The sequence below is a fragment of the Paenibacillus sp. NPDC056579 genome, from assembly GCF_042793215.1.
Taxonomy (GTDB): domain Bacteria; phylum Bacillota; class Bacilli; order Paenibacillales; family NBRC-103111; genus Paenibacillus_S.
This window is the reverse complement of record NZ_JBHTVD010000002.1, coordinates 309,978-334,104: the sequence shown is the minus strand read 5'-3', so window position 1 is coordinate 334,104 and position 24,127 is coordinate 309,978. Positions and strand designations below refer to the sequence as shown.

Sequence of the window (24,127 nt, the reverse complement as noted above, 5' to 3'; positions counted from 1 at the left end):
TAAGTTTTTTTTCACCCCTTCAACATTTCGTAACCATTTCTTCAACCGTTGATCACATATTATGTGAATTAAATCACATACAACCTTTATACTAACAGTAAGGAAAAATGCTAAGAATAACCATGTCCTCCCTATTACATTACAAGGAGCTGATCGAACCATGATGTCCTACGATCCGGCGGTATACAGCCGCATATTGACGGGATTAACCCTTGGCTTCCACATCGTGTTTGCCACTATCGGCGTCGGGGTGCCCGTAATGATCGCCATTGCCGAGTTTCTCGGCATTAAGCGCCGCGACCCGCACTATATTTTGCTCGCGCGCCGCTGGGCCCGCGGCTTTGTCATTACGGTAGCAGTCGGCGTCGTCACGGGCACCTGTATCGGATTTCAATTGAACTTGCTGTGGCCGAGCTTTATGCAAATTGCCGGGCAAGCCATCGCATTGCCGTTATTTATGGAGACCTTCGCCTTTTTCTTCGAGGCCATTTTCCTGGGCATTTATTTATATACGTGGGATCGGTTCCGTAACCCATGGGTTCATTTCTCCCTGTCGATTCCCGTTATTATCGGCTCGTCGGCATCCGCGTTTTTCATCACGATCGTCAATGCGTTTATGAACACGCCGCAAGGCTTCACACTATCGGGACGGACTATTACCGATATCGATCCGATTGTAGCCATGTTCAATCCGGCAACACCGACCAAAACCGCGCATGTGCTCTCATCCGCTTATATGACGAGCGCATTCGTGCTGGCGGGCTTCGCCGCTCTAGCGCTTTTGGCAGGCCGGAAGCATGTCTACTACAAAAAAGCGCTGCGGCTGACGATGATCACGGGCCTTATCTTTTCCTTGCTGACCGCATTCATAGGTGACTTGTCCGGCAAGTTCCTTGCTGAATACCAGCCGGAGAAGCTCGCGGCAGGAGAATGGCATTTCGAGACGACGTCTCGCGCTCCGCTGGTGATCGGCGGTATTTTGCAGGAAAACAATGAAATCCGCTACGGGCTGAAGCTGCCTTATGCGCTGAGCATTCTCGCCTTCGGCAAGCCGGACGCCGTCGTTACCGGGCTGAACGATATCCCGCCGGACGAACGTCCGCCGTTATACATTCACTATTTTTTCGATACGATGGTAGTGATCGGCAGCCTGCTTATTGTGCTGTGCATCGGCTACCTGCTGTTCGCCCGCAAGCGTCGGAGCGCCAAGGGACGCGAGCTGCCGCGCTGGCTGCTACGCTGTACCGTCTGGGCGGGGCCGCTTGCCATGCTTGCGATAGAATGCGGCTGGATCTTCGCTGAAGCCGGGCGCCAGCCCTGGATACTGCGCGGGTATATGAAGACCGCTCATGGAGCCACAACCGCGGACAACGTAGATTGGATGCTGCTGCTTTTCTCTTTGTTGTATATCGTGCTCGGATTTACCGTCTGGGCGGTACTGCGCAAGCTGTTTAGGAGCAACACGGCGGAGCAGGAAATGGCTCGTCGCGGAATCGAAGGAGGCGAACCCAAATGACTATCGAAGTAATCGGCATTACCGTGCTCTGGATTTTCCTTTACGGTTATTTGATCGTGGCATCCATCGATTTCGGAGCCGGATTTTTCAGCTATTACAGTATGATAACCGGCCGCAAGCATCTGGTTCACGGCATTATCGAGCGCTACTTGTCCCCGGTGTGGGAAGTAACGAATGTGTTCCTGATCTTCTTCATGGTCGGCATGGTCGGCTTCTTCCCTGACACCGCCTATTACCTGGGGACGGCCCTGCTGATCCCGGGCAGCATAGCGATCATTCTCCTCGCCATCCGCGGCTCTTACTATGCTTTCAGCACCTATGGCGGAACGAAGGATAATCCGCTCTATATGCTGCTATACGGAAGCAGCGGGCTGCTTATCCCGGCTTCGCTATCCATCGTACTGACCATTTCGGAGGGCGGATTCATTCAGGAGCAGAACGGCCAAGTGATCCTTCAGTATGCGAAGCTGTTCACCAGCCCTTATGCGTGGTCGGTCGTCCTGCTATCTCTTGTAAGCATCTTGTTCATCTCCGCTTCTTTCCTTACGTATTATGCGGATAAAGCTAAGGACGCCGCCGCGATGGAAGTACTCCGGGGCTTCGCGGTCGGTTGGAGCGCGCCGACCATTTTGGCCAGCCTGCTCGTCTTTTTCTCGATCTACAAGCACAGCCCGTGGCATTTCGAAGGCATGCTCGATATCGCGTGGATGTTCGTCCTTTCCTTCCTGTGCTTTCTGTTCGCCATATACCTCATATGGAATCGCAGGAAGCTGGGTTTGGCGTTCATCCTTGTCATGCTGCAGTTCGCCTTCGCGTTCTTCGGGTATGGCGCAGCCCATTTGCCGTATATCATCTACCCTATTGTCTCGATTCATGAGAGCGTGACAAGCCCGACGATGGGAGTGGCCCTCATCATCGCCTTTATTGCAGGGCTGCTGCTGCTCATTCCTTCCCTGTACTTGCTGATGCGCTTGTTCTTGTTCAACGCCTCCTATGTACAGGGCAAAACCGGGAAATAATCGAAGCGCAGCACAGTGGTCAAGACTTCTGGCTCACGGTTCAGTCTTCAGGGCAGCGTAGGCTCGCCGTCTCCCGGAACAATCGTCAGCCTCTAACCGCCCAATGCAAATATCCCCACAAAGTGGGGAGCCACCGCTCATATAAATATGCAAAAAAAGCCGGGCCTCCAATCACAAACAGGAGGCTCGGGCTTCTTACCGTTAAATTATTCGAAGTAAACCGCTTTGCCGGTTTTCGACGATTCATAAATAGCTTCCAAAATTTCCGAAACGACGCAAGCCTGCTCAGGCGTAACTACAGGCTCTTTGTCCTGCTCCACCGCTTCCAGCCACAAGCGCATTTCCAGATCAGCCGGGCTTGCTTTCTTACCGTCGTAGAAATCAACGCCTTTGGCATCGAGCTGAATTTCGTTCATAAACAGCTTGCTGTGCTTCTCGCCGTTAATGCGCAGTCCGTCCTGCATATCCGCTCCGCCCTCGGTGCCGCACAGCGTCGTCTTCGCTTCGCCGGTTTGCAGCATATTAATGGCCCAGCTGGATTCCAGCACGATCGTCGAACCGTTCTGCATGGTAATCATACCGAACGCGGAGTCCTCGACTGTAAATTTCTCCGGATCCCACGATCCCCAAGCGTTGGCTGCGTCTTTCTTCTGGGACAGCTTGTGGAACGCCGTACCCAATACAGCCTTCGGCTTGTAGTTGTCCATCATCCACAGCGTCAAATCCAATGCATGCGTACCGATATCGATAAGCGGACCTCCGCCCTGCTTCTCTTCATCCAGGAATACGCCCCAAGTTGGTACGGCGCGGCGGCGAATCGCATGCGCCTTCGCATAATAAATGTCGCCGAGCTCTCCGTCCTCACACAGTCTTTTCAAATATTGGCTGTCCGAGCGGAAACGGTTCTGATAACCGATGGTCAGTTTTTTGCCCGTACGCTTGGCGGCCTCCACCATCCGCCGAGCATCAGCAGCAGTTTTCGCCATCGGCTTCTCGCACATAACATGCTTGTCTGCTTCCATAGACGCGATAGAGATATCCGCATGGGAATCGTTTGGCGTACAAACATGAACAATATCGATAGAACTGTCGTTCAACAGTTCTTTATAGTTGTCGTATACTTTGGCATCAGGCGTACCGAATTTCTCGGCGGCCTCGCTCGCTCTTTCCTTCACAATATCGCAAAAAGCGACCATTTCCACGTTCTTTTGGTTTTTCAGAGCAGGCATATGCTTTCCATTGGCGATACCGCCGCAGCCGATAATGCCAATTCTAAACGTTTTAGCCATTGATTTGGTCCTCCTCTATTAGGTGGGTTCAGCATTTAGCATTCAATGCTCCCTCAATATCTAGACATTAGTATAGTGAACATTGTCCGAAAAAGATATTTCTAATCTGGCCTATATTGTATGCGATTTTGCCATAATATATCGATCTTTTTTGACATGCTCCGCCCTGCCGTCGACAAAAATTTCCCGGGAAATGGAAATAAAAAAGAAGCAAGCCATCGCAATGGTGCTTCTCTTGTTGATAATTATGCTTTTTTGCCTACGGACGTAACCAGCTTGTACCCTACGCCGCGGATCGATTCAATCTGTACGCTCTGCTGGTTCATCTCCAGCTTCTTGCGGAGCGAGCTCACGTGAACGTCCACCGTACGCTGACCGCCGATGTAGTCGAAGCCCCATACAATGTTCATCAAATCATCTCGCGTTACTACAACCCCCGGACGCTGAACAAGGTACAGCAGCACCTCGAACTCTTTCGGTCTGAGCGGGATCGATTCTCCGTTCAGCATGACTTCATATTTCTCCGGATAAATGAACAAATCTCCGGCGGTAATGACCTTCTCTCCCGTCGTGCTCTTATCCTGAAGCTGCTCTTCGGACATCGTTCTGCGCAATACGGCCGATACCCGCGCCAATAGCTCCGCGACGCCGAACGGCTTGGTAATGTAGTCGTCGGCACCGTACTTCAAGCCTTGCACGACCTCTTCCTCCGCATTGCGCGCCGTCAGGATGATAACCGGCGTTTTATTGCCTTTCTGGCGAAGCTTGGACAATATTTCGAAGCCGTTCAATCCTGGAAGCATAATATCTAAAATAATCAGATCAAAGCTTTGCTGAAGCGCCGTTTGCAAGCCTTCGCTGCCGTGATCGACTACCTTCGTTTCGTAACCGTCCTGAGACAAATTATAAGATAACAATCTTGCTAACGTAGGCTCATCTTCAATGACCAAGATTTTTTGCGACATGGGAATCCCCCGTATTCGTTTCTAGTATGACAAGCTTATCATAGCACGGTTTTGTTGGCAAAATGTAAATTTTTTTAAAACTTAATGAAAACGTTAAAATTATTGCACAACAAAACCTTATGGAAGCAATACATCATTCCATAAGGCATTATTGTGCTGACTGCCTAAGCGAGCAGGCCCGTGTTCAAAAATAACCCGCTTTAATGGATAACCGGAAGCTCGATAATAAACTTCGTCCCCATCCCGACTTCACTGTCAACCCGGATGGTGCCTCTGTGAAGCTCCACTAGATGCTTGACGATGGACAAGCCGAGACCGGTTCCGCCTGAACTGCGGGAGCGCGCTTTGTCTACGCGATAAAACCGTTCGAAAATCCGCGGCAAATCCTTCTTCGGGATGCCAATCCCCGTGTCCGAGATCGTGAAGCGGATTTTGTCATATTCCATCCCCGATGACGAGCCTTCGATGATCGGCTCGACCTTCACTCTCACCTTACCGCCTTCCGGCGTGTAGTTAATGCCGTTGGACAGCAGATTGATCAAAATTTGCCGCAAGCGGTCTTCATCCGCTTCCATATACATATCCTCATCCACCTGCATATCCAGATCGATCGATTTCTTCTTCGCCTCCGTATTCATCACATGGATGCAATTGCCTACGAAGGTGTGAAGATCGACAGGAGAGAACTGCAGCGGGATGCGCTTCGATTCGATTTTCGACAGCTCGAGAATATCCCCGATCAAACGGTTCAACCGCTCACTCTCGTCAAAAATAATCTGTAAAAACGATTTCGCCGTCTCCTTATCGTTCATTGCGCCGGCCAGCAGCGTTTCGGCAAACCCTTTCACTGCAGCGATCGGCGTCTTCAGCTCGTGTGACACGTTGGCCACGAACTCGCTGCGCATCCTCTCCAGCCTGCGGACGGCCGTAATATCGTGAAGCACGATCAGCACGCCGGCCCATTCATCTTCGGCAATAGACAGAGGGCTTAAGTTTATCTCCAATATACGCTCAGAAGGATAATAGAAGATCATCTCGTCCCGAATATGCTCTTTAGAATCAATGCATTCCTGGATTAATTGCGTGAATTCATACTGCTGCTTCGCTTCGTCGAATTTTTTGCCCAGCAGCTCCTGGGTCGAGAAGCCGAGAATATCTTCGGCGGAACGGTTAAGCAGCACGATTTTGCCTTCGCGGTCAATCATCATGACGCCGCTGATCATATTTTCAAGGACGCTCTTCAGGCGGCTCTCGTCCTCAATAATCCGGTTCATCTGCAGCTGCAAGCTGTCCGCCATCCCGTTGATGGCAAGCCCGAGCTGACCGACCTCGTCTTTTTTCAGCACATGTACCCGTGCCTTGTAATTCATGTTCGTAATCTGGTGCGCCACTCTCGTGATCATCTCAATCGGGCGTGTCAGCCCGTAAGCGATACGGTAGCTTATTAATCCGGCGATAACGAACACGGTGACCAGACCCGTCAGAATGACGTACCATACTTGACGAATGGACGCTTCCACATCTTCCAGACTCATGGCCAAGCGGACGAAGCCTTGGATCGCGGCACCGTCTTTTACAGGCACAACGACATAAAGCATATTGCGCTGTACGGTCGTGCTATAGCGCATATCGGAACCGAATTGCCCGGTTTGCGCAGCTTCAACCACTTCTTTGCGGTTCAGGTGATTCTCCATATCCTCCACGCTGTGGTCGGAATCCCCCATCACTTTCCCGTCGGCCCGAATATAGGTGACTCTGGCATCGGCAGATTCCTTAAGGCGGACAGCTTGGTCCGTAAAATAGCGGACTTGCTCCGTTTCCGTACCCGTCTGTTTCCATTCCATCGAGACCAAAATGACTTTGAGCTCCCGCTCCATATTCGTTTTCAATGCTTCAATATGGGATTCCCTCAGCGTTCGGGCGGAGAACAACCCGGCTGCCAGCACCGAAGCGCCTATCAAGATAATAAAAATCAAAGTTAGCCTTGCCCGAAATTTTTGCATAATGACCTTTTGTCCCTCCGTTTGAGGTGCTCGCTGCCCAACAGGTTTATCGCCAAATAGAATTTTGCATCCCTATGATCTCGGAATTTTATAAATTCTATTGTGGTAAAAAAGACAGTCTACTCAATAGCCTAGCGTCTCTGCAGGAGGAATGCCAGTTAATTTTTTGTAAAGGCGGGATTGCGCCATCTTCTTCAGGCACCAGTAGTTCAAAGTGGCGAACGGCTGTTGAATGAGAATCGAGAGGACGACCGGCACCGCCGTCAACGGTTCGAAGTAAGCAAGCGCCAGTACGAGACCAAGTGAAATATTGCGCATGCCCGATGAATAGGCAACCGTAATGACGAGCTCGTGCCGCTTCAAAATAAACATGGACGCAAAGCCGATCAAGTAGCAGAAAATGACCATCAGCACGACGAGAGGGATTACGACGATCATATCCCGCTTCATCTCTATGACGTAAGGCTGAATGGCTGCCGCATTGATCGCTACGACGGTGATCATGGCGATTTTGGAGCTCGGCCCGCACACCGGAGCCGACCATTCCTTGAACCGCTGCCGCGACAGCTCATTGGCAATCACACCGATGATGGTCGGCACTACGATTATTTTAACCAAATCGAGCATAACTTTGACGTGATCGAATTCAACCTCAGCCCCGAAGAACAACGACACCGCTAATGGAATGACGAACGGGCTTAGCGCCGAGTCCACAACGATCATGGACAGCGCCAGCGGAATATTGCCCTTCGACAGCCCGACCCAAATGACCGACGACACCCCGAGCGGGATGACGGTAAACAGGACGAAGCCGACCACATACGGCGACTGCGCTCCGAAAAATGCGCTACCAAGCGAATAAGAGACGACGGGCGCAACAATGTGCGCCGCCGTAAAGATGAGCAGCATCGGAACCGGCATGCGGAACGCCTGCTTGATCTGCTTCCAGCTGCAGCCGGTCGCCATGACGAACGTCAGGTAGGCGAACAAGTACGGCGCCCACGCTGTCCATCCTTTTAGCTGGGCAGAAAAAAGAAACCCAAGTATCAGAGATACCGGGACAATGAGGGATAAATATTTTTCTATAATCGCATTAAGCTTCAAGCCGTATAATCTCATCTTAGGCAAATACCGTCTCTTTAAGCAGGGAAAGCTTCTCCAGCGAATTTTTGTCTACGTCCGCATGCAAGCTGTTGCCGTGGGAGTCCATCGTTACGATAGCCGCGAAGCCTTCGGTTTGCAGATGCCACATTGCTTCCGGCGTTCCGAACTCCATGAAGTCTACGCCGTTCACTTTCTTGAAGCATTGCGCATAATATTGAGCCGCGCCGCCGATGGCATTCAAATAAACCGCTCCGTGCTCTTGCAGCGCTGCCAGCGTTTTGGCTCCCATTCCGCCTTTACCGATGACCATGCGAATGCCGAACTTCTTGATGATCGTGCCTTGGTAAGGCTCCTCGCGGCTGCTTGTCGTCGGGCCAGCCGCCTTAACGTGCCATTCGCCGTTCTCGTCCTTCGCCATAACCGGTCCGCAATGATAAATCGCCGCACCGTTCAGATCGATCGGAGCATCGTGATCCATCAAATATTTATGCAGGGCATCGCGGCCGGTGTACATCGGTCCGTTGATGATAACGACATCGCCTACGCGCAGCTGACGGATTTGTTCTTCCGTTACCGGTGTTTGCAGTACCACTTCACGGCGCTCGGACGTTTCTGAATCTGTCGCTTCCTGCTTCATCGATACGGCATCGCCGTTCGGATATACCCATTCCTTGATGCTGCCGCTGTTCGAATCGAGCAGAACGCCTTGTCTGCGGAACGCCCAGCAGTTGTAAGCAACGGATACGAAGAAGCTGGCCGGCAAACGGTTCATCACGCCCACCTTACAGCCCAGCAGCGATACTTGGCCGCCGAAGCCCATGGTACCGATACCCAATGTGTTTGCTTTCTCCAAAACGTAATCCTCAAGCTTGCGCAATTCCTCGTTCGGGTTCACGTCGTCGACTCTGCGGAACAGCTGGTGCTTCGCCAATTCGTAGCCGCTGGTCCGGTCGCCGCCGATGCCTACGCCGATAAAGCCTGCGCTGCAGCCCTGGCCTTGCGCCTGATATACCGCATGCAGGATGCATTTGCGGATCCCGTCGAGATCGCGGCCTGCTTTACCAAGACCTTCAAGCTCGGTTGGAAGGCTGTATTGAATGTTTTTGTTCTCACAGCCTCCGCCTTTAAGAATCAGCTTCACTTCGACATCGTCCTTCTCCCACTGCTCGAAGTGAATGACCGGCGTTCCCGGTCCCAGGTTGTCGCCCGAGTTGGCTCCGGTTAACGAATCTACGGAGTTCGAACGCAGCTTGCTGTCTTTGGTCGCTTGAGCAACAGCTTCCAAGATTTGCTTTCTCATGATGATTTGGTTCGCGCCTACCGGGCAGTGAATGATAAAAGTCGGCATTCCTGTATCCTGACAAATCGGAGAAACGTTGCATTCCGCCATATCGATGTTATTAGCGATCGTGGACAGCGAGATAGCCGAACGCGTTCCTGCGTCTTCACGGTCCTGGGCAGATTGAATAGCCCGCCGAACGTCAGCCGGCAGGTTGGTCGATGTCTCTACGATCAGTTTATACACACTTTCCTGAAAATGCTGCATGAATAAAATCTCCTTTCAGATTAGGCCCTGCTTCAAATCTAGTAAATTACACTACTACTATAATAGCACATTCCGCCATGTTCAAAAACCGATAAATATGCTCAACATTGTGTCTGTTATAGGCTCTGTGAGGCACTCGTCTACTCTCAAAAGATATTATTTTGCGGCCGTATAGCGAAGCAGGATTTTCCCCTGCGTAATCGAATACATATAGACATCATCTGGGAGTTTACGACTATACGACAAGGAGCGGCGGGAACTATGAGCAAACTCGTTACGAAGGCGCTCGCCCTGTGCATTCTCGGGCTTACCGTGATTCTTCCTTCCCTGCAGGCAGCCAAGACTAATGTCCTATACAAGGATCAGGTTGCGGTGATCATGTACCACCATGTGGATGACGATGCCAAAAGCGGGGGAACGATCACGACGAAGCTTTTTGAAGACCAGCTAACTTATTTGAAAAGCAAGGGCTACCAATTTATTACACTCCGCCAATTCAAGGATTTCATGCAGGGCGCATCCGTCCCGCACAACGCAGTCCTTGTCACCTTCGACGACGGATACGAAAGCTTTTATATCAATGCTTATCCCATACTAAAAAGCATGCGAATTCCGGCGGTCAACTTCGTCATCACGAACGATCTGGAAAATCCGCTGGCCAGCTACATTCCGTCCCTTTCGCGGGACGAGATCGTAGAGATGACGAGCGATACGAATTTCATCGACGCTCAATGCCATACGAACAACTTCCACTATAAGCTGCCGGACGGAAGCCCCGCATTAATAGGAAGAATGGTAACGAACGGAAAGAAAGAGACCGACGAGGAATACAAGCAGCGCGTCATCGGCGATACGCAGGCCTGCGTAGCTAAGCTTAGCGAGCTGTATCCCGAGCCGATCGATTCATATGCTTATCCATTCGGCTATTTCGATGCCCGAGCGATCGACTACGTCGGTCAAGGAGGCATGAAGTACGCCTTTACGATTGTGCCGGAAATGGCGACGCGGGATATCGATCCGATGCAAATACCGCGCATCAATGCGGGCAATAGCATGATTACCCCCGAGGTGCTGCACAATTCCATCCTGCGGCGCATCGTTGCTGCAAGCAATCCCTCGGCAGAGGTTCCTCTGGCGGAAACGTTGAGTCAACTGGGAGGCAAAGCTACCGTCAGCGGCGGGGCCGTAACGATTCTGTACGGAAGCGCTCAATGGCAGGGAAAGGTCAATGGAGCCGGTCTAACGAACGGTACAGCCACCGTTACGCTGCAGAAGCCGTTATACACAAAGAATAACAAGGTGCTCATCGGCATCAAAGATCTTGAAACGGTCATCGGGGCGCAAATCGTGTATAATCCTACTGTACAGAGCTATGCCGTACGCCAGTCGCCTGCGGTAAAGAAGTAACCAGGATAGGATGAGTGGAATGGACAGTCATTTTTTCGCTTATATGTATCGTTTGCGTTATATCGAGCGTTGGAGCCTCATGCGCAATATCGTCAAGGAGAATGTTGCCGAGCATTCGTTTCATGTCGCTTTGCTTACGCACGTCCTGTGCACGATTGCGAATACGGAATTTAACCGGCAGCTGCCGACGGACCGGATCGTCAGCATGGCGCTGTTCCACGATGCGACGGAAGTATTCACGGGAGACATTCCGACACCGGTCAAGCATCACAACCCGAAGATTTTGTCCAATTTCCGTGACATTGAACAAATGGCGGCCGAACGGCTGCTGGACATGATTCCGCCCAAGCTGCGCCCGGCATACGAGCCGCTCATCGATACCAAAGCAGCGGGGCTCGATCCGGAGCTGAAGCGTTATGTCAAAGCGGCCGACCTGCTCGACGCCTACTTGAAATGCGTTACGGAGCTGTCGGCGGGCAATAAGGAATTCGGCAGCGCCAAGAAGCAGATCGAGCAATCCATTAGCAAGCTGAATATGCCGGAGGTGGACTACTTCCTTCAGCATCTGGCCCCAAGCCTGGAGAAGACGCTGGATGAGCTGTCGGAGGAATAGGCGCAATCTCATACGGACGGAAAAAAGCTCGGAGACGATACACAGTCTCCGAGCTTTATCGTTGTACTCCGCAGATCAGCCTGCATAAAACGGGAATTTCATCAAGGTGACGATGAGGAAAAACAAGATACCTGAGACTACGCTCGTCGATTTGATTTTTCCGATGTGGTCCTTGATCTTGCTGCCGGACGGATCGTCCAGCGCCTTGCGCATTGCGCTGCCGAGCGCTCCGGTAACACCGCCAAGCGCAAGGAACAATACGACAGCGAGCACCATCCAGACGACGCTGTATGGCTGCTTGCTGACCAGATATCCGCCGGACAGCAGAGCGATGACCAAGGCCAGCTGTCCTGCCCGGTTCGCCGCGAACAGAACGCTTAAGAACCCGAATTGCGCCGATCCCGTCAATGCCTGAATCCGCATGGAAAGAAACGGGAACATCAAGTATACACCCATAAGAATTGCAGAAAGCACGTGCAAATATACGAATACTTGGATCACGGGGCTGCCTCCCATTCCTCTGACCTCTATTTCTTTTCAGTATACTACTAGAATCGAGTCGATGAAAGAAAATAATGGAAGGCGCCATAACACTTTTTAAGCTTGCTCTGCTGCCCCTGTTCCTTTATGTCCGTTGGAATGATGATGACCGGCGGCCCCTTTCTTGGCGGCACGCTTGTCGCGAAACCGCGCCAAGATAACGAACAGCGACGGCACGACGATAAGCGTCAATAAAGTGGAATAAATGAGACCGGAAATAATCGTGATCCCCATCGGCCGCCATAGATTGCCGCCCATAATCGTCATGGGCAATAGTCCTCCGATGGCCGTTGCCATCGTCAGCAAAATCGGCCGCAATCTCGCTTTGCCCGCCTCGGCTACGGCTTCATACAACGGCAGTCCTTCCTCCCGCGCCTGCTCGATAAACTCCACGAGAATAATGCCGTTGCGCACAACGATACCGGCCAAGCTGACCAATCCCATCAAGGCCATGAACCCGATAGGAGAGTTCGTGAGGAACAGACCGATTACCGCACCGCCTGCTGCCAGGTACACGGTAGACAAGATGAGAACCGGTATGGACAGCGACTGAAATTGCATGACCATAATAATATAAATAAGCAGTACGACGATGATCGACAGCTTGCCTATAGAAGCAAACGCATCGTTGCGCTCCTCATTCTCCCCGCCGAATTCCACCGTGTAGCCTGCCGGCAGCTTATATTGGCTCATCTCCAGCTTCAAATCCTTCACGATTTCATCGGGAAGCCGTTCTTCCGCATAGCTGCGGACAATGATCGTTCTTGTCTGATTGCGGTGATGAATTTGCTTCATCATTTTGCTGCTGCGGATATCGCCCAGCTCCTGTACCGTTACCGTGCCTCCGGTCTGCGTCGGCACATACATTTTGCTCATTGTATCTACCGGATCTGCCGTACGCTGCTTGGCATATAACGAGACATCCAGCAATTCCTTGCCCTGCTGCATTGTCGTAATTTTGAGACCTTCCGTAGCAATGCGGAGCGTCTGAGACAAATCCTTATCGTTGACCCCGAATAATCTCAGCTTGTCTGGATCGGCTTCGATCTCGATTGTATTCATGTCCGTACCGACGTCGTCGGTAATGCTGACTGTTCCCGGAATGCCGCTCAATATCCCTTTGACATCGTCAGCCAGCATACGCAGCTGAGTCAAATCGTCCCCGCTAATCCGGACGGCAATGGGTGCTCCGACGGGCGGCCCCTGTTCGAGCTCCCGCGGCGTAATTTCTACGTCAGCGGGAAACATCGTTTTGAGCTCCTGGCGCCAGACGGAAATGACCTCCTTCGTTCGTATCACTTTCGGATTGATTTTGACGAACAGCTGGCCGACTCCCGTCCCCGAATAATCCGATTCGGAGTAATAGAACCTCGGGGTGGATCGCCCGGAATAAGCCGATACGAATACAACACCTTCCTGCTGACGTATCCAATCCGCCGCCTTGGCCATCGTATATTCCGTCTCGGCGAACACTCTGCTTGTCGGAAGCTTGAAATCGATCAGCATCTCGTCTTTTTCCGCCGGAGGGAAATATTGTACCCCCAGGAGCGGCAGCAGGCCGAAGCTGCTCGTTCCGATAAGCAGCGCAACCATCCCGGTTAACAGCGGGCGGCGCAAAAACTTATGAATTTGCCTCCCGTAATATTGGCTCAACCGCTGGATCGGCTGTCCAAGCAAGCCCGGTGCCGCTTTGCCTCCGCTGAACGAGCCTCCGCGCTTCAGAATCCGCTCTCCGACCCATTGGCGGAAAATCGGAATGATCGTGAGCGACATCGCCATAGAGGCGGCCAATGTCAGCGATATGACAATCGGGAGCGGACGGATGAAGCTGCCGATATTGCCCTTAAGGAAATACAGCGGCAAAAAGGCGGCGGCTGTAGCGATCGTAGCCGTCAAAATCGAGATGGCCACGTCGCGGCTTCCTTCCAGCGACGCTTTGGCCGGATCGTCTCCCAGCTGCAGACGGCGCTGAATGTTATCGTTGACGACAATCGCGTCGTCGACAAGGATTCCGAGCACGATGACAATGGCAACGATCGTGATTTGGTTCAAGTCGACTCCCATCGCCTCGACCGGTATGAAGCCCACGGTTATCGATATCGGGATAGCCAAGGCAACGATCAGCGAGGTCCCGAACGTCAGTCCGAGCGAGCAGACGACAATAACGACCGCAATGCCTATCAAGAGCTCTTGCCCAAGCTCCTTGAACAAATGATCCAGGCTTTCTTTTTGCGTAAATAAAGAGGACATTTGCACATGCTGCGGAAGCTGCGGCTGCAGTTCAGCGACCTTGGCATCGATCCGCTTCTGCAGAGACGGAATATCCGCCCCTTTCTCCGCATTGATGACCAGGTCCAGCGTCGGCTTTCCGTTATGTAAAATGCTGACCTCGGATTTCTTCGGACGAAGCTTCACATCCGCTATATCCTTCAGCTTCAGCGCTTTGCCGCCCGGGAGCCCCAGCAGCTCGATATTGGCTATGTCCTCAGCGGACTTCCATTCTCCGCTCAGATTCACATAATAGGACTTGCTGTCCTTATCGACCGTTCCGATCGGCACCCGGTCATGACCGTTGAGCAGCGCCTGCGCTGCGATACCCCAAGGCAAATGGAGCGTATCCATCTTGGCCGTATCCAAAATAACGGCCACCTCTTGATCCGGCAGCCCAACGATCTCTACATTGCTTACCCCGCTGATGGTGGACAGCTGCTTTTTCCAAATTTCCATGGTCGGCCTGAGCGGCTCCAGCTGCTCCGGGGACTCTACGGAAAAATGCAAAATTTGCTCGGCGATTTTGCTTAGATCGTCGTTGACTTCAGGCTTTTCCGCTTCGTCGGGCAGCTCGCTTTCCGCCGATTGCACCTTCTGCTTGAGCGTGTCCCAAGCCCGCTTAATATCGGTATCTGCACGTACTTCGACGTTAATGACCGAGACATTGGCCATGGATGTGGAGCTCAATATCGAAATATCGCTCATCTCTTTGATTTTCTCTTCCAACGGACGGGTAACGAATTGCTCCACCTTCTCGGGAGATGCGCCCGGGTAGATCGTCTTCACAAGCGCAACGGTAAGATCGATCTCCGGATTTTCCCGCTGCTTCAAGGTGTATATGTTGACAATCCCCATCAGAATAGCCATCAGGAAGAACAGCAGCGTAACCTTGCGGTATCGGATCAGCTTCGCGATCATTCGCCCTTCACATCCATCTGCTCCCCGTCCTTGCAGTCCAGCTCGACAATGACTTCCGCCAGCCTCTGGATATGCTCGGGTCCCGCCTTTTTCAAGACAAACCATTGGTAAGCAACCATCTCTACCATGCCGATCTTGGAATAAGCCGCAATTTCCAGCTGCTCCTCGGAATAGTTGGGCAGACCGCCCCACTCCTTCAAATGCTCTTTAATGATCAGCATCATTTCATGGTAAAAGGCTTCGGAAATGTCCTTTATTTCCTCGGAAGCTACGCCATGCCGGTACATGATCGTCAAAATAGTCCGGTTATGATAGTACACCGTCAGCGCCCTGTGAATCATCCAGTAGTAAACTTCATTGTTCTCGCACATGTGCTCGTGATTATGCTTGAGAGCAGCCGAAATCTCATCCAGGCACGCCGAGGCGATACTGCGGAACATATCCTCTTTGTTCTGAAAATATAGATAAAACGTTCCTTGCGCTACGCCCGCCTCGCGAACGATGTCCGAAACTCTGGTCTGATGATATCCCTGCTCTTCAAACAGCTTCAGAGCGGCTTCAATCATGTTCAACTTCTTATCCTCTCCCACCGCTGGATTCCCCCTATCCTGTGCAGCTTCTTTTATGACTGATTCGTCAGTCATTTTTGATTTTAACATCATTATCCAGAGGACGCAACATCGGATCATCGTCTTACTCAGGCTTTTTGGGGGCAAATTTTTGGATCCGTCCTACGATGATGATCATGTTCTTATGGGATAGAAAAACAACCGGTCGAGCTCGACTGAGCCTTGACCGGTTGCTTGGTGTTGTATGGTTGCTTGTGCGCAATAATCGTTAGCCTGTTACGACTTTAATTACATTGCGTACGGATTCAGCGGATTTGTCCAGCGCCGCTTTCTCTTCAGGAAGCAGCTCCAGCTCGAAGATTTTCTCGATCCCATTGCCGCCCAGCAGCGTAGGAACGCCCATGAACAGATTCTGGTACCCGTACTCTCCTTCAAGCAAGGCGATGGATGGAATGATGCGTTTCTTGTCTTTAATGATCGCTTCCGTCATTTGAACGAGGGAAGCAGCAGGAGCGTAGTACGCGCTGCCGTTGCCCAGCAGGTTCACGATTTCGCCGCCGCCTGTACGCGTACGCTGTACGATGGCCTCGATCCGATCGGCAGGGATCAGCTTCTCGATAGGAATACCTCCAACGTTGGAGTAACGAACCAATGGAACCATATCGTCGCCGTGTCCGCCGAGCACGAAGCCGCGAACGTCCTCGACGGATACGTTCAGCTCCTGCGCGATGAATGTGCAATAGCGTGCGGTATCCAATACGCCGGATTGGCCGATGACGCGGTTTTTCGGGAAGCCCAACGTTTGGAAAGCAACGTAAGTCATAGCGTCAACCGGGTTGCTCAAGATGATAACGATCGAGTCCGGGGACGTCTTCTTCACGTTTTCACAAACGGATTTCACAATACCTGCATTCGTGTTGACGAGATCGTCACGGCTCATGCCCGGCTTCCGTGCGATACCGGCTGTGATGATGACGATATCGGAATTCGCCGCATCGTCGTAGCTCGAAGTGCCTACGATGTTGCTGTCAAAGCCTTGAACCGGGGAAGCTTCCATCATGTCCAATGCTTTCCCCTTCGTAGGGTTCTCCAATTGAGGAATATCGAGAAGCACGACATCTCCCAGCTCTTTTTGCGCTAGCATCAAAGCGGTAGTGGCACCGGTGAAGCCGGCGCCGACAACGGTAATCTTTTTACGTTGGATTCCCATGATACGCCTCCTGAAAGTGTAATTAGTAGTTTGCGTGTCTTAACGCGAATTATCGGGATTCTGGCAGCTGTGGCTGATTTGTAAAAGCTTGCTCTGGTTTCATAGTAGAAAGTGTAACCTAACGTGCGAACGGATATCCCTCCGGCCGCTGTATAACCTGTATTCTTTGATTATAACACAAGACTGGAACACACTTCCAAATATGTCCGTAGAGAAGAAGAAATTTTACAACAATCATTTGCCGAACTCGATCCCTGATTTCCTTTCGAAACACACAAAAAACAATAGCCTTTCCCTCGATCAAGCAGATATCTATCGCCTCTGGAAAACGTAAGAACACCAGAATGGAAGCGTGTCGCGAGATGCTTGGCGTCAGCTCAAGCTCTCGTGACGGACGCGTTCCTATATCCCCCGCCCCTTCGAAGCCACTCAGTAACTCCTAAGACAACCTTTCGTCGTCCAGGGGGCGTAAGCCCTGGGGTCCCCCTTTGTAAGGGGGATTTAGGGGGTTGATTATCTAGGGTAAACATAACCCCCTAGTCTCCCTTTACAAGGTGGACTAGGGGGTCGGAGCTGTCTATTAAGCCATGTGCTTGATAATTTGGTTAGCGAACTCGGAGCATTTAACTTCCGTAGCGCCTTCCATCAAACGTGCGAAGTCATAAGTAACAGTTTTGTTGTTGATAGCTGTTTCCATACCTTTGTAGATCAGGTCAGCCGCTTCTTGCCAACCCAAGTGCTCAAGCATCATAACGCCGGACAAAATAACGGAACCAGGGTTTACTACGTCCAAGCCTGCATATTTCGGAGCTGTACCGTGAGTTGCTTCGAAGATAGCATGTCCTGTTACGTAGTTGATGTTAGCGCCCGGTGCGATACCGATACCGCCTACTTGAGCAGCCAAAGCGTCGGACAAGTAGTCGCCGTTCAGGTTCAATGTAGCGATAACGTCGAAATCGGTAGGACGAGTCAATACTTGTTGCAAAGCGATGTCGGCGATAGCATCTTTTACGATGATTTTGCCAGCGGCTTCAGCTTCTTTTTGAGCTTGGTTAGCTGCATCGGTACCTTGCTCCGCTTTGATTTTGTCGTATTGTGCCCATGTGAAGGTTTTGTCGCCGAACTCTTGCTCAGCAAGCTCGTAACCCCAGTTTTTGAAAGCACCTTCGGTGAACTTCATGATATTACCTTTATGTACCAAGGTAACGGATTTGCGGCCGTGTTGGATTGCATATTCGATAGCGGAACGGATCAAACGCTTGGATCCTTCGGAGGATACAGGTTTTACGCCGATACCGGAAGTTTCAGGGAAACGGATTTTCTTAACGCCCATTTCATTTTGCAGAAACTCCAGAACCTTCTTCACTTCGGCGGAACCAGCTTCCCACTCGATACCAGCGTAGATGTCCTCTGTGTTTTCACGGAAAATAACCATGTCAACCAGCTCAGGACGTTTTACCGGAGACGGAACGCCGTTGAAATAACGAACCGGACGGGAGCAAACATACAAGTCAAGCTCTTGGCGCAGAGCAACGTTCAGGGAACGGATACCGCCGCCAACCGGAGTTGTCAAAGGTCCTTTGATAGCAACGATGTATTCGCGGATCGCTGTCAAAGTGTCGCTAGGAAGCCAGTTGTTGTATTTGTTGAATGCTTTTTCGCCGGCAAATACTTCGTACCAAGCGATTTTCTTTTCGCCTTTATATGCTTTTTCTACCGCTGCGTCCAGAACGCGCTTGGAAGCTGCCCAGATATCAGGACCCGTTCCGTCACCTTCGATGAAAGGGATGATAGGGTTGTTAGGAACGTTCAGCTTGCCGTCAACGATAGAAATTTTTTCGCCCTCTGTTGGTAGTGCGTAGTTTTCGAATTGAGCCATGATCTTTGTTTGCCTCCTTAAAAATAGTAGTGAGAATGTGAAGAGTACACACAAAATTGAACGGGAGCCGCGGCGCTTGTCCCGACCCGGAACGGATCGGGGTGCTGCGCTGCAACAACCCGCTGCGATGGTTGCTTCAATCTCTATTGATAAATCGATTAACGATTTTCAATCGGAACGTATTTTTGGTTGGACTGACCTGTGTATTCGGCACGAGGACGGATCAAGCGGTTGTTCTCGTACTGCTCAAGGATATGAGCTGTCCATCCGGATGTACGGCTGATAGCAAAAATCGGCGTAAACAAGTCGCGCGGAATCTCAAGCGAAGTGTACACGGAAGCGGAGTAGAAGTCAACGTTAGGCTTCAAACCTTTTTGACCGGTTACAAGCTCTTCGATTTTGATGGACATATTATACCAGTTCATGTTGCCGGTAATTTTGCCAAGCTCTTGGGACATTTTTTGCAGGTGCTTCGCGCGAGGGTCGCCGTTTTTGTAAACGCGATGTCCGAAGCCCATGATTTTTTCTTTGTTCTCAAGCTTGGTGTTGATGTAGTTCTCGGCGTTGTCGGCAGTTCCGATTTCTTCCAGCATTGCCATAACCGCTTCGTTTGCACCGCCGTGAAGCGGTCCTTTCAAAGCGCCGATAGCGGAAGTAACGCCGGAATAGATATCGGACAAGGTTGCTACCGTAACGCGTGCTGCAAAAGTCGAAGCGTTCAGCTCGTGGTCCGCATGAAGTACCAAAGCATTATCCAATGCTTCGATAGCTACTTTCTCCGGCTGTTTGCCGGTCAGCATAAACAGAAAGTTTTCAGCAACGGAGGAAGCGTCGCTTTTAGGTGCGATCGGCTCTTCGCCTTTGCGGATGCGTGCAAACGCAGCAATAATCGTAGGTAGCTGCGCTTGCAATTTGATTGCTTTGCGCAGGTTCGCTTCAGGTGTCATATCGTTAGCTTCGCTATCGTACAGCGCCAGACTGGACACGGCCGTACGGAGAGCTGCCATCGAGTTAGTGTCTTTAGGATACAATTTGATTTGATCTATCACTTGGCTTGGCACCGGAGCATAGGTGTTAAGATCGTTCACCAGCTGAGCCAATTCGGAACGGTTAGGCAATTTACCGTACCAGAGCAAATAGGCAACCTCTTCAAATGTTGCGTTTTCAGCCAGATCGTCAATGTTAATCCCACGATAAGTGAGAACTCCGTCAATAATGGAGCTAATGGAGGAAGTCGTAGCGACAATACCTTCTAAACCTTTGGTTGCAGTCAAAGCAAATCTCTCCTTTACGTTCAAGTTCATATAACTACTATATCATAAAACATGATTCAGAAAAAAACATGCGGATACCCATCAATCCGACAGCAGTACTTGTATTTAAGCCAAAACGCCGTCTGATCATGCAAAGATCATTGCGAACGTGTGCGAATGAGCACGACGAACCAGCAATGAAAAATTTTCATATTACTACTATAAATGATTTGGCGATCAAAGTGAACAAATTCGGACATAAAAGTTCATTATCAGCATAATAAGAATTGTTTGTTATGAACTGTTAAATTATACTGAAAAGTTTGCGGTTATGCAAAACGATGGTAAAATAATGATATTTGAAATTTACATTTTTGAAATTCACAAGAGTACTGGGGGAATACCATGTCAAGCAACCGCAGAATCGGCATCATCGATATCGGCTCTAACTCGATTCGACTTGTTATCTACGAAATCAATTCCCTTCAAGCATATAGAGTCATCGGCGAGTTTAAGCAATCGGCACGGTTGAGTCAAAGAATAAACAGCGACAATACGCTAAGCCGCGAGGACATCCAGTCCATCGTTGCTATACTGAAGCAGTTTCAGCGGATCTGCACCGCTAACCAGGTGGAAGAGATTCGCGCCGCTGCCACAGCGGCTATCCGCAATGCCGCCAACTCGCAGCAAATTATAAGCGAGCTGCAGGAATACAGCGGAATCCGGGTAGAGCTGCTCTCTGGGGAAGACGAAGCCCGCATCGGCTTTCTCGGTATGATCCATTCTCTCGATATTCCCGACGGGATATTGATCGATATCGGCGGCGGCAGCACCGAGGTCTCCTTATTCCGGCAGCGTAAGCTCGTCCGCAGCGTCTCCTTCCCTTTCGGTGCGGTGAACACGACGCGGCGGTTTTCGGCGGACGGCGATTTCTCCGAAGAGAAGCTGCTGTCGATCCGGCAAATGGTCCGTGAAGCTATTGGCGGCGAGCGCTGGATTACGGAGCACCCCGGGCTCCCGATGATCGGCCTTGGCGGTACCATCCGCAGCTTGTGCAAGATCAACCAGAAGAAGCACAAATATTCTCTGCCTCTCACACACAATTATCCGATGTCCGCAGAGGATATGGCGGAATTGATGAGCTGGCTTCCCTCCCTCCCGGCGGAAAAAAGAAAGAAAGTGGACGGCTTGTCCAAAGACCGTTTCGACATTATCGTGCCGGGCCTGACGATCCTCGATACGCTGTTCAAGGAAAGCGGCTGCAGCCACTACGTTATTAGCGGTGCAGGGCTGCGGGACGGGCTGTTTCAAGAAGCCTATTTAACGGATAACTCCGCCATCGGGATGAGTATGCCGGAGAGAAGCGCGCGCAATATGCTCGCTCTGCATTCCTGCTCTCCGATGGCTCATTTGGAGCAGGTTGCCTCCAGCGCATTGACGCTGTTCGATGCCCTGCAGCAGACTCACGGCTATGACGCAAGAGCCCGGCAATGTCTGCATATCGCGGCTTTATTGTACCGGATCGGCGTTTCCATGACGTACTACCAATTCTCCAAGCATTCGTTCTATATGATTGCCCACAGCCGGCTGGATGGTCTGACCCACCGCGAAACGGTGCTGTGCGCCGCCATCGCCTCCTACAAGGCCAAGAGCAGGGTTCAGCAGCTGTACGCTCAATTCAAGGATGTTTTGCTTGAGACGGACATCGATGTCATCGTAAAGCTGGGCAGCCTGCTTCAGCTCGCCATTGCTATGGATAGCTCGGAAACACAGGTGCTTCCGGTCCGGAGCGCAGCCGTCACACTGGATAAAGAGCTGGACATTACGGTACAAACGCAAAACGATCCCTCTATCGAATATAAAGAGATCGCCGCTTTGAATAAAGATTTTAAGAAGATATGGGGTCTCAAGCTTACACTTCTTGATGCTTCCTCGTTTTCCACGAACTGATCTTCATCGCTTCAAACTGGCTTCTTAGCGGCTTCTCCTCATTGGAGACCCGCTGATACATTCCGTTCGATTGGAGAATCCGGGCCTTGACGTTATCGTTGAGGCTCAACTCCAAAATGCGGATGAGCGACTCCTGGATATCCTTATCGAACACAGGACACATCAGCTCAATGCGGCGTGTCAAATTCCGCGTCATCCAGTCCGCGCTGGCAATATAAATTTCCCGATCCCCGTCGTTCTCGAAATAAAAAATTCGCGAGTGCTCCAGAAAACGGTCTACGATGCTCAGGATCCGTATGTTCTCGCTTAAGCCCGGCACACCGGGACGCAAGCAGCAGACGCCGCGGACGATGAGGTCGATTTTGACTCCGGCCTTGGAGGCTTCGTACAGCTCGTCAACCATTTGCTGATTGGACAAGGAATTAAACTTCGCGATAATCCGCGCCGGCTTGCCCTGCAAAGCATGCTCGGCCTCGCGTCGGATTTTATCATACAGCTTATCCTTCATGTCGTTAGGGGCAACCCCGAACGCCTTCCAATTGTGCGGAGCCGAATAGCCCGTCACCTCGTTGAACAAGGCGGAAGCGTCCTCGCCTATGACGGAATGCGATGTGAACAGCCCGATATCCGTATACAATTTGGCGGTATTATCGTTATAATTGCCTGTCCCGACATGCACATACCGTCGCAATCCATCCGGCTCTTGGCGGACGACCAGCGTGATCTTGGCATGCGTCTTCAAGCCGACCAATCCGTACACGACGTGACATCCGGCCTGCTCCAGCTTTCTCGCCCAAGCGATATTCCGCTCTTCGTCGAACCTGGCTTTGAGCTCTACGACTACCGTGACCTGCTTGCCGGACTCTGCCGCACGGGCTAGAGCCAGAATTAACGGGGAGTTGCCGCTGACACGGTACAGAGTCATTTTGATCGCCAATACTTGAGGATCATAAGCCGCATTGCATATAAAGTCCGTTATCGCATCGAACGATTCAAAAGGGTGGTACACGAGCACGTCCTGCTCCCGCAGCTTACCGAACATATCGTCGGACTCCAAAAGCTCAGCAGGATATTTCGGCTCAATAGGCTTGTAACGAAGGTAATCGTAGCCTTTAAGGGAGCCTGACAGCTTCATAAAATAGGTCAAATCCAAAGGACCGTCGATTTCAAAAATGTTGTCAACGATTTCAAACTCGTCCTGCAATTGATCCAGAGCATACGGATGTATCCCCTTCTGCACTTCAAGACGAACCGGAGAGCCCCATCTTCTGCGGCGCAGCTCCTTCTCGATCTCCTCGAGCAAATCCTCCGCTCCTTCTTCGTTCAGCGTCAGGTCGGCATTGCGCGTAAGCCTGAAGCCGTGAACGGCGATAGGGATATACCCGGAGAACAGTGTCTGGATGTGGTGCTCGATCAGCTCCTCCAGCAGCACGTATTCATGCTTTTTACTGTTGGTACGGGCAGGTACCTCAATGTAACGGGCTAAATTCGACGGAACCTGGACGATGGCGAAGTAAGGCTCATCCTCGGGATCGTCTCCCTCCTTCATCAGCACGACCGCCAAATATAGCGCCTGGGTATGAACTAGCGGAAAAGGACGGCTCTGGTCGACCGCCATCGGAGTCAATACCGGAAAAATAATTTCATGATAATACTCGTCCATTGCTTTACGCTGAGTAAGATTCAGATCTTCATAATCTGTAAATATAATGCCTTCTTTGGTCAGCTGCCGGGAAATATCCCGAAATGTTTTATACTGATCGGCAACCATTTTTGACGAACGCTTCATAATTCGCTTGAATAAGCCTGCAGGGGTATAACCTGTAAAATCCTTTTTAACATATCCCGCTTTGATCTGATCCTTCACGCCCGCCACGCGGACACTCATGAACTCGTCCAGATTGGACGATACGATCGAAAGAAACTTCATTCTTTCGAGCAGCGGCGTTTCAGGGTCCTGCGCTTCTTCCAGCACGCGCCAATTAAATTCTATCCAGCTTAAATCGCGATTCAAATAATTCGATGATGCTTCTCTTTCTCTCGGCGTCATCTCTTTCATATCGTTACGTAACCTC

Annotated in this window: 17 protein-coding genes; 5 read left to right on the top strand and 12 right to left on the bottom strand. The window is 51.1% G+C overall.

The window, feature by feature from the left end; all coding sequences use genetic code 11:
* Positions 1–160 precede the first annotated feature (160 nt).
* Complete coding sequence (locus ACFQ88_RS09005) at positions 161–1,516, top strand: cytochrome ubiquinol oxidase subunit I (protein ID WP_379453871.1); 1,356 nt, start codon at positions 161–163, stop codon at positions 1,514–1,516.
* A complete protein-coding gene (locus tag ACFQ88_RS09000; RefSeq protein WP_239633055.1) occupies positions 1,513–2,535 on the top strand; it encodes a cytochrome d ubiquinol oxidase subunit II in 1,023 nt (340 codons plus the stop codon). Before ACFQ88_RS09005 ends, ACFQ88_RS09000 begins: the two co-directional genes overlap by 4 nt.
* Positions 2,536–2,741: 206 nt before the next feature.
* Here ACFQ88_RS09000 and ACFQ88_RS08995 read toward each other — a convergent pair whose 3' ends face one another.
* From ACFQ88_RS08995 to ACFQ88_RS08975, 5 genes are all read right to left on the bottom strand, one after another.
* The gene (locus tag ACFQ88_RS08995) at positions 2,742–3,824 is read right to left on the bottom strand and encodes a Gfo/Idh/MocA family protein (RefSeq protein ID WP_379453870.1); all 1,083 of its coding nucleotides are present in this window, start codon (positions 3,822–3,824) and stop codon (positions 2,742–2,744) included.
* Between the two features lie 245 nt (positions 3,825–4,069).
* On the bottom strand, positions 4,070–4,789 hold the full coding sequence (locus ACFQ88_RS08990; RefSeq protein WP_239633051.1) for a response regulator transcription factor: 720 nt from the start codon (positions 4,787–4,789) through the stop codon (positions 4,070–4,072).
* 200 nt (positions 4,790–4,989) lie between these two features.
* Positions 4,990–6,792: a two-component system histidine kinase PnpS gene (gene pnpS, locus ACFQ88_RS08985; protein WP_239633049.1), complete on the bottom strand. Its 1,803-nt coding sequence runs from the start codon at positions 6,790–6,792 to the stop codon at positions 4,990–4,992.
* A 123-nt stretch (positions 6,793–6,915) separates the two neighbouring features.
* Positions 6,916–7,911 (bottom strand): bile acid:sodium symporter family protein, encoded by a 996-nt coding sequence (locus ACFQ88_RS08980; RefSeq protein ID WP_379454357.1) that lies wholly within the window; start codon positions 7,909–7,911, stop codon positions 6,916–6,918.
* 1 nt (position 7,912) lies between these two features.
* Complete coding sequence (locus ACFQ88_RS08975) at positions 7,913–9,442, bottom strand: fumarate hydratase (protein ID WP_379453869.1); 1,530 nt, start codon at positions 9,440–9,442, stop codon at positions 7,913–7,915.
* Positions 9,443–9,703: 261 nt separating this feature from the next.
* Between ACFQ88_RS08975 and ACFQ88_RS08970 the strand changes: the two genes are divergently transcribed.
* Both ACFQ88_RS08970 and yfbR read left to right on the top strand, forming a co-directional pair.
* Entirely contained in the window at positions 9,704–10,849 is a 1,146-nt protein-coding gene (locus ACFQ88_RS08970) for a polysaccharide deacetylase family protein (RefSeq protein ID WP_379453868.1), read from the top strand.
* Positions 10,850–10,868: 19 nt separating this feature from the next.
* Positions 10,869–11,462 (top strand): 5'-deoxynucleotidase, encoded by a 594-nt coding sequence (yfbR, locus tag ACFQ88_RS08965; protein ID WP_239633043.1) that lies wholly within the window; start codon positions 10,869–10,871, stop codon positions 11,460–11,462.
* A gap of 75 nt (positions 11,463–11,537) precedes the next feature.
* Here the strand turns inward: yfbR and ACFQ88_RS08960 are convergent, their stop codons facing one another.
* From ACFQ88_RS08960 to citZ, 6 genes are all read right to left on the bottom strand, one after another.
* The gene (locus ACFQ88_RS08960; RefSeq protein ID WP_379453867.1) at positions 11,538–11,963 is read right to left on the bottom strand and encodes a hypothetical protein; all 426 of its coding nucleotides are present in this window, start codon (positions 11,961–11,963) and stop codon (positions 11,538–11,540) included.
* 96 nt (positions 11,964–12,059) lie between these two features.
* On the bottom strand, positions 12,060–15,191 hold the full coding sequence (locus ACFQ88_RS08955; protein ID WP_379453866.1) for an efflux RND transporter permease subunit: 3,132 nt from the start codon (positions 15,189–15,191) through the stop codon (positions 12,060–12,062).
* Positions 15,188–15,781, bottom strand: a complete 594-nt coding sequence (locus ACFQ88_RS08950; RefSeq protein WP_379453865.1) for a TetR/AcrR family transcriptional regulator — start codon at positions 15,779–15,781, stop codon at positions 15,188–15,190. Before ACFQ88_RS08950 ends, ACFQ88_RS08955 begins: the two co-directional genes overlap by 4 nt.
* Before the next feature lie 247 nt (positions 15,782–16,028).
* Positions 16,029–16,970 (bottom strand): malate dehydrogenase, encoded by a 942-nt coding sequence (gene mdh, locus ACFQ88_RS08945; RefSeq protein ID WP_239633035.1) that lies wholly within the window; start codon positions 16,968–16,970, stop codon positions 16,029–16,031.
* 580 nt (positions 16,971–17,550) lie between these two features.
* Complete coding sequence (gene icd, locus ACFQ88_RS08940) at positions 17,551–18,849, bottom strand: NADP-dependent isocitrate dehydrogenase (RefSeq protein WP_239633033.1); 1,299 nt, start codon at positions 18,847–18,849, stop codon at positions 17,551–17,553.
* 158 nt (positions 18,850–19,007) lie between these two features.
* Positions 19,008–20,123 carry a citrate synthase gene (gene citZ, locus ACFQ88_RS08935; RefSeq protein ID WP_379453864.1) on the bottom strand — a complete coding sequence of 372 codons (1,116 nt, stop codon included), beginning with the start codon at positions 20,121–20,123 and terminating at the stop codon, positions 19,008–19,010.
* Positions 20,124–20,507: 384 nt separating this feature from the next.
* Here citZ and ACFQ88_RS08930 point away from each other — a divergent pair, with 384 nt between their 5' ends.
* Positions 20,508–22,052, top strand: coding sequence for a Ppx/GppA phosphatase family protein (locus tag ACFQ88_RS08930; RefSeq protein ID WP_379453863.1), 1,545 nt, complete (start codon positions 20,508–20,510; stop codon positions 22,050–22,052).
* Here ACFQ88_RS08930 and ACFQ88_RS08925 read toward each other — a convergent pair.
* Positions 22,015–24,111 (bottom strand): RNA degradosome polyphosphate kinase, encoded by a 2,097-nt coding sequence (locus ACFQ88_RS08925; protein ID WP_379453862.1) that lies wholly within the window; start codon positions 24,109–24,111, stop codon positions 22,015–22,017. The two genes, ACFQ88_RS08930 and ACFQ88_RS08925, sit on opposite strands and share 38 nt — an antisense overlap.
* Positions 24,112–24,127: the final 16 nt, after the last annotated feature.

Bases quoted from the DNA above. Each gene is read 5' to 3' on its own strand.
- ACFQ88_RS09005 (WP_379453871.1), top strand. From the start codon at position 161: ATGATGTCCTACGATCCGGCGGTATACAGCCGCATATTGACGGGATTA.
- ACFQ88_RS09000 (WP_239633055.1), top strand. From the start codon at position 1,513: ATGACTATCGAAGTAATCGGCATTACCGTGCTCTGGATTTTCCTTTAC.
- ACFQ88_RS08995 (WP_379453870.1), bottom strand. From the start codon at position 3,824: ATGGCTAAAACGTTTAGAATTGGCATTATCGGCTGCGGCGGTATCGCC.
- ACFQ88_RS08990 (WP_239633051.1), bottom strand. From the start codon at position 4,789: ATGTCGCAAAAAATCTTGGTCATTGAAGATGAGCCTACGTTAGCAAGA.
- pnpS (WP_239633049.1), bottom strand. From the start codon at position 6,792: ATGCAAAAATTTCGGGCAAGGCTAACTTTGATTTTTATTATCTTGATA.
- ACFQ88_RS08980 (WP_379454357.1), bottom strand. From the start codon at position 7,911: ATGAGATTATACGGCTTGAAGCTTAATGCGATTATAGAAAAATATTTA.
- ACFQ88_RS08975 (WP_379453869.1), bottom strand. From the start codon at position 9,442: ATGCAGCATTTTCAGGAAAGTGTGTATAAACTGATCGTAGAGACATCG.
- ACFQ88_RS08970 (WP_379453868.1), top strand. From the start codon at position 9,704: ATGAGCAAACTCGTTACGAAGGCGCTCGCCCTGTGCATTCTCGGGCTT.
- yfbR (WP_239633043.1), top strand. From the start codon at position 10,869: ATGGACAGTCATTTTTTCGCTTATATGTATCGTTTGCGTTATATCGAG.
- ACFQ88_RS08955 (WP_379453866.1), bottom strand. From the start codon at position 15,191: ATGATCGCGAAGCTGATCCGATACCGCAAGGTTACGCTGCTGTTCTTC.
- mdh (WP_239633035.1), bottom strand. From the start codon at position 16,970: ATGGGAATCCAACGTAAAAAGATTACCGTTGTCGGCGCCGGCTTCACC.
- icd (WP_239633033.1), bottom strand. From the start codon at position 18,849: ATGGCTCAATTCGAAAACTACGCACTACCAACAGAGGGCGAAAAAATT.
- ACFQ88_RS08930 (WP_379453863.1), top strand. From the start codon at position 20,508: ATGTCAAGCAACCGCAGAATCGGCATCATCGATATCGGCTCTAACTCG.
- ACFQ88_RS08925 (WP_379453862.1), bottom strand. From the start codon at position 24,111: ATGAAAGAGATGACGCCGAGAGAAAGAGAAGCATCATCGAATTATTTG.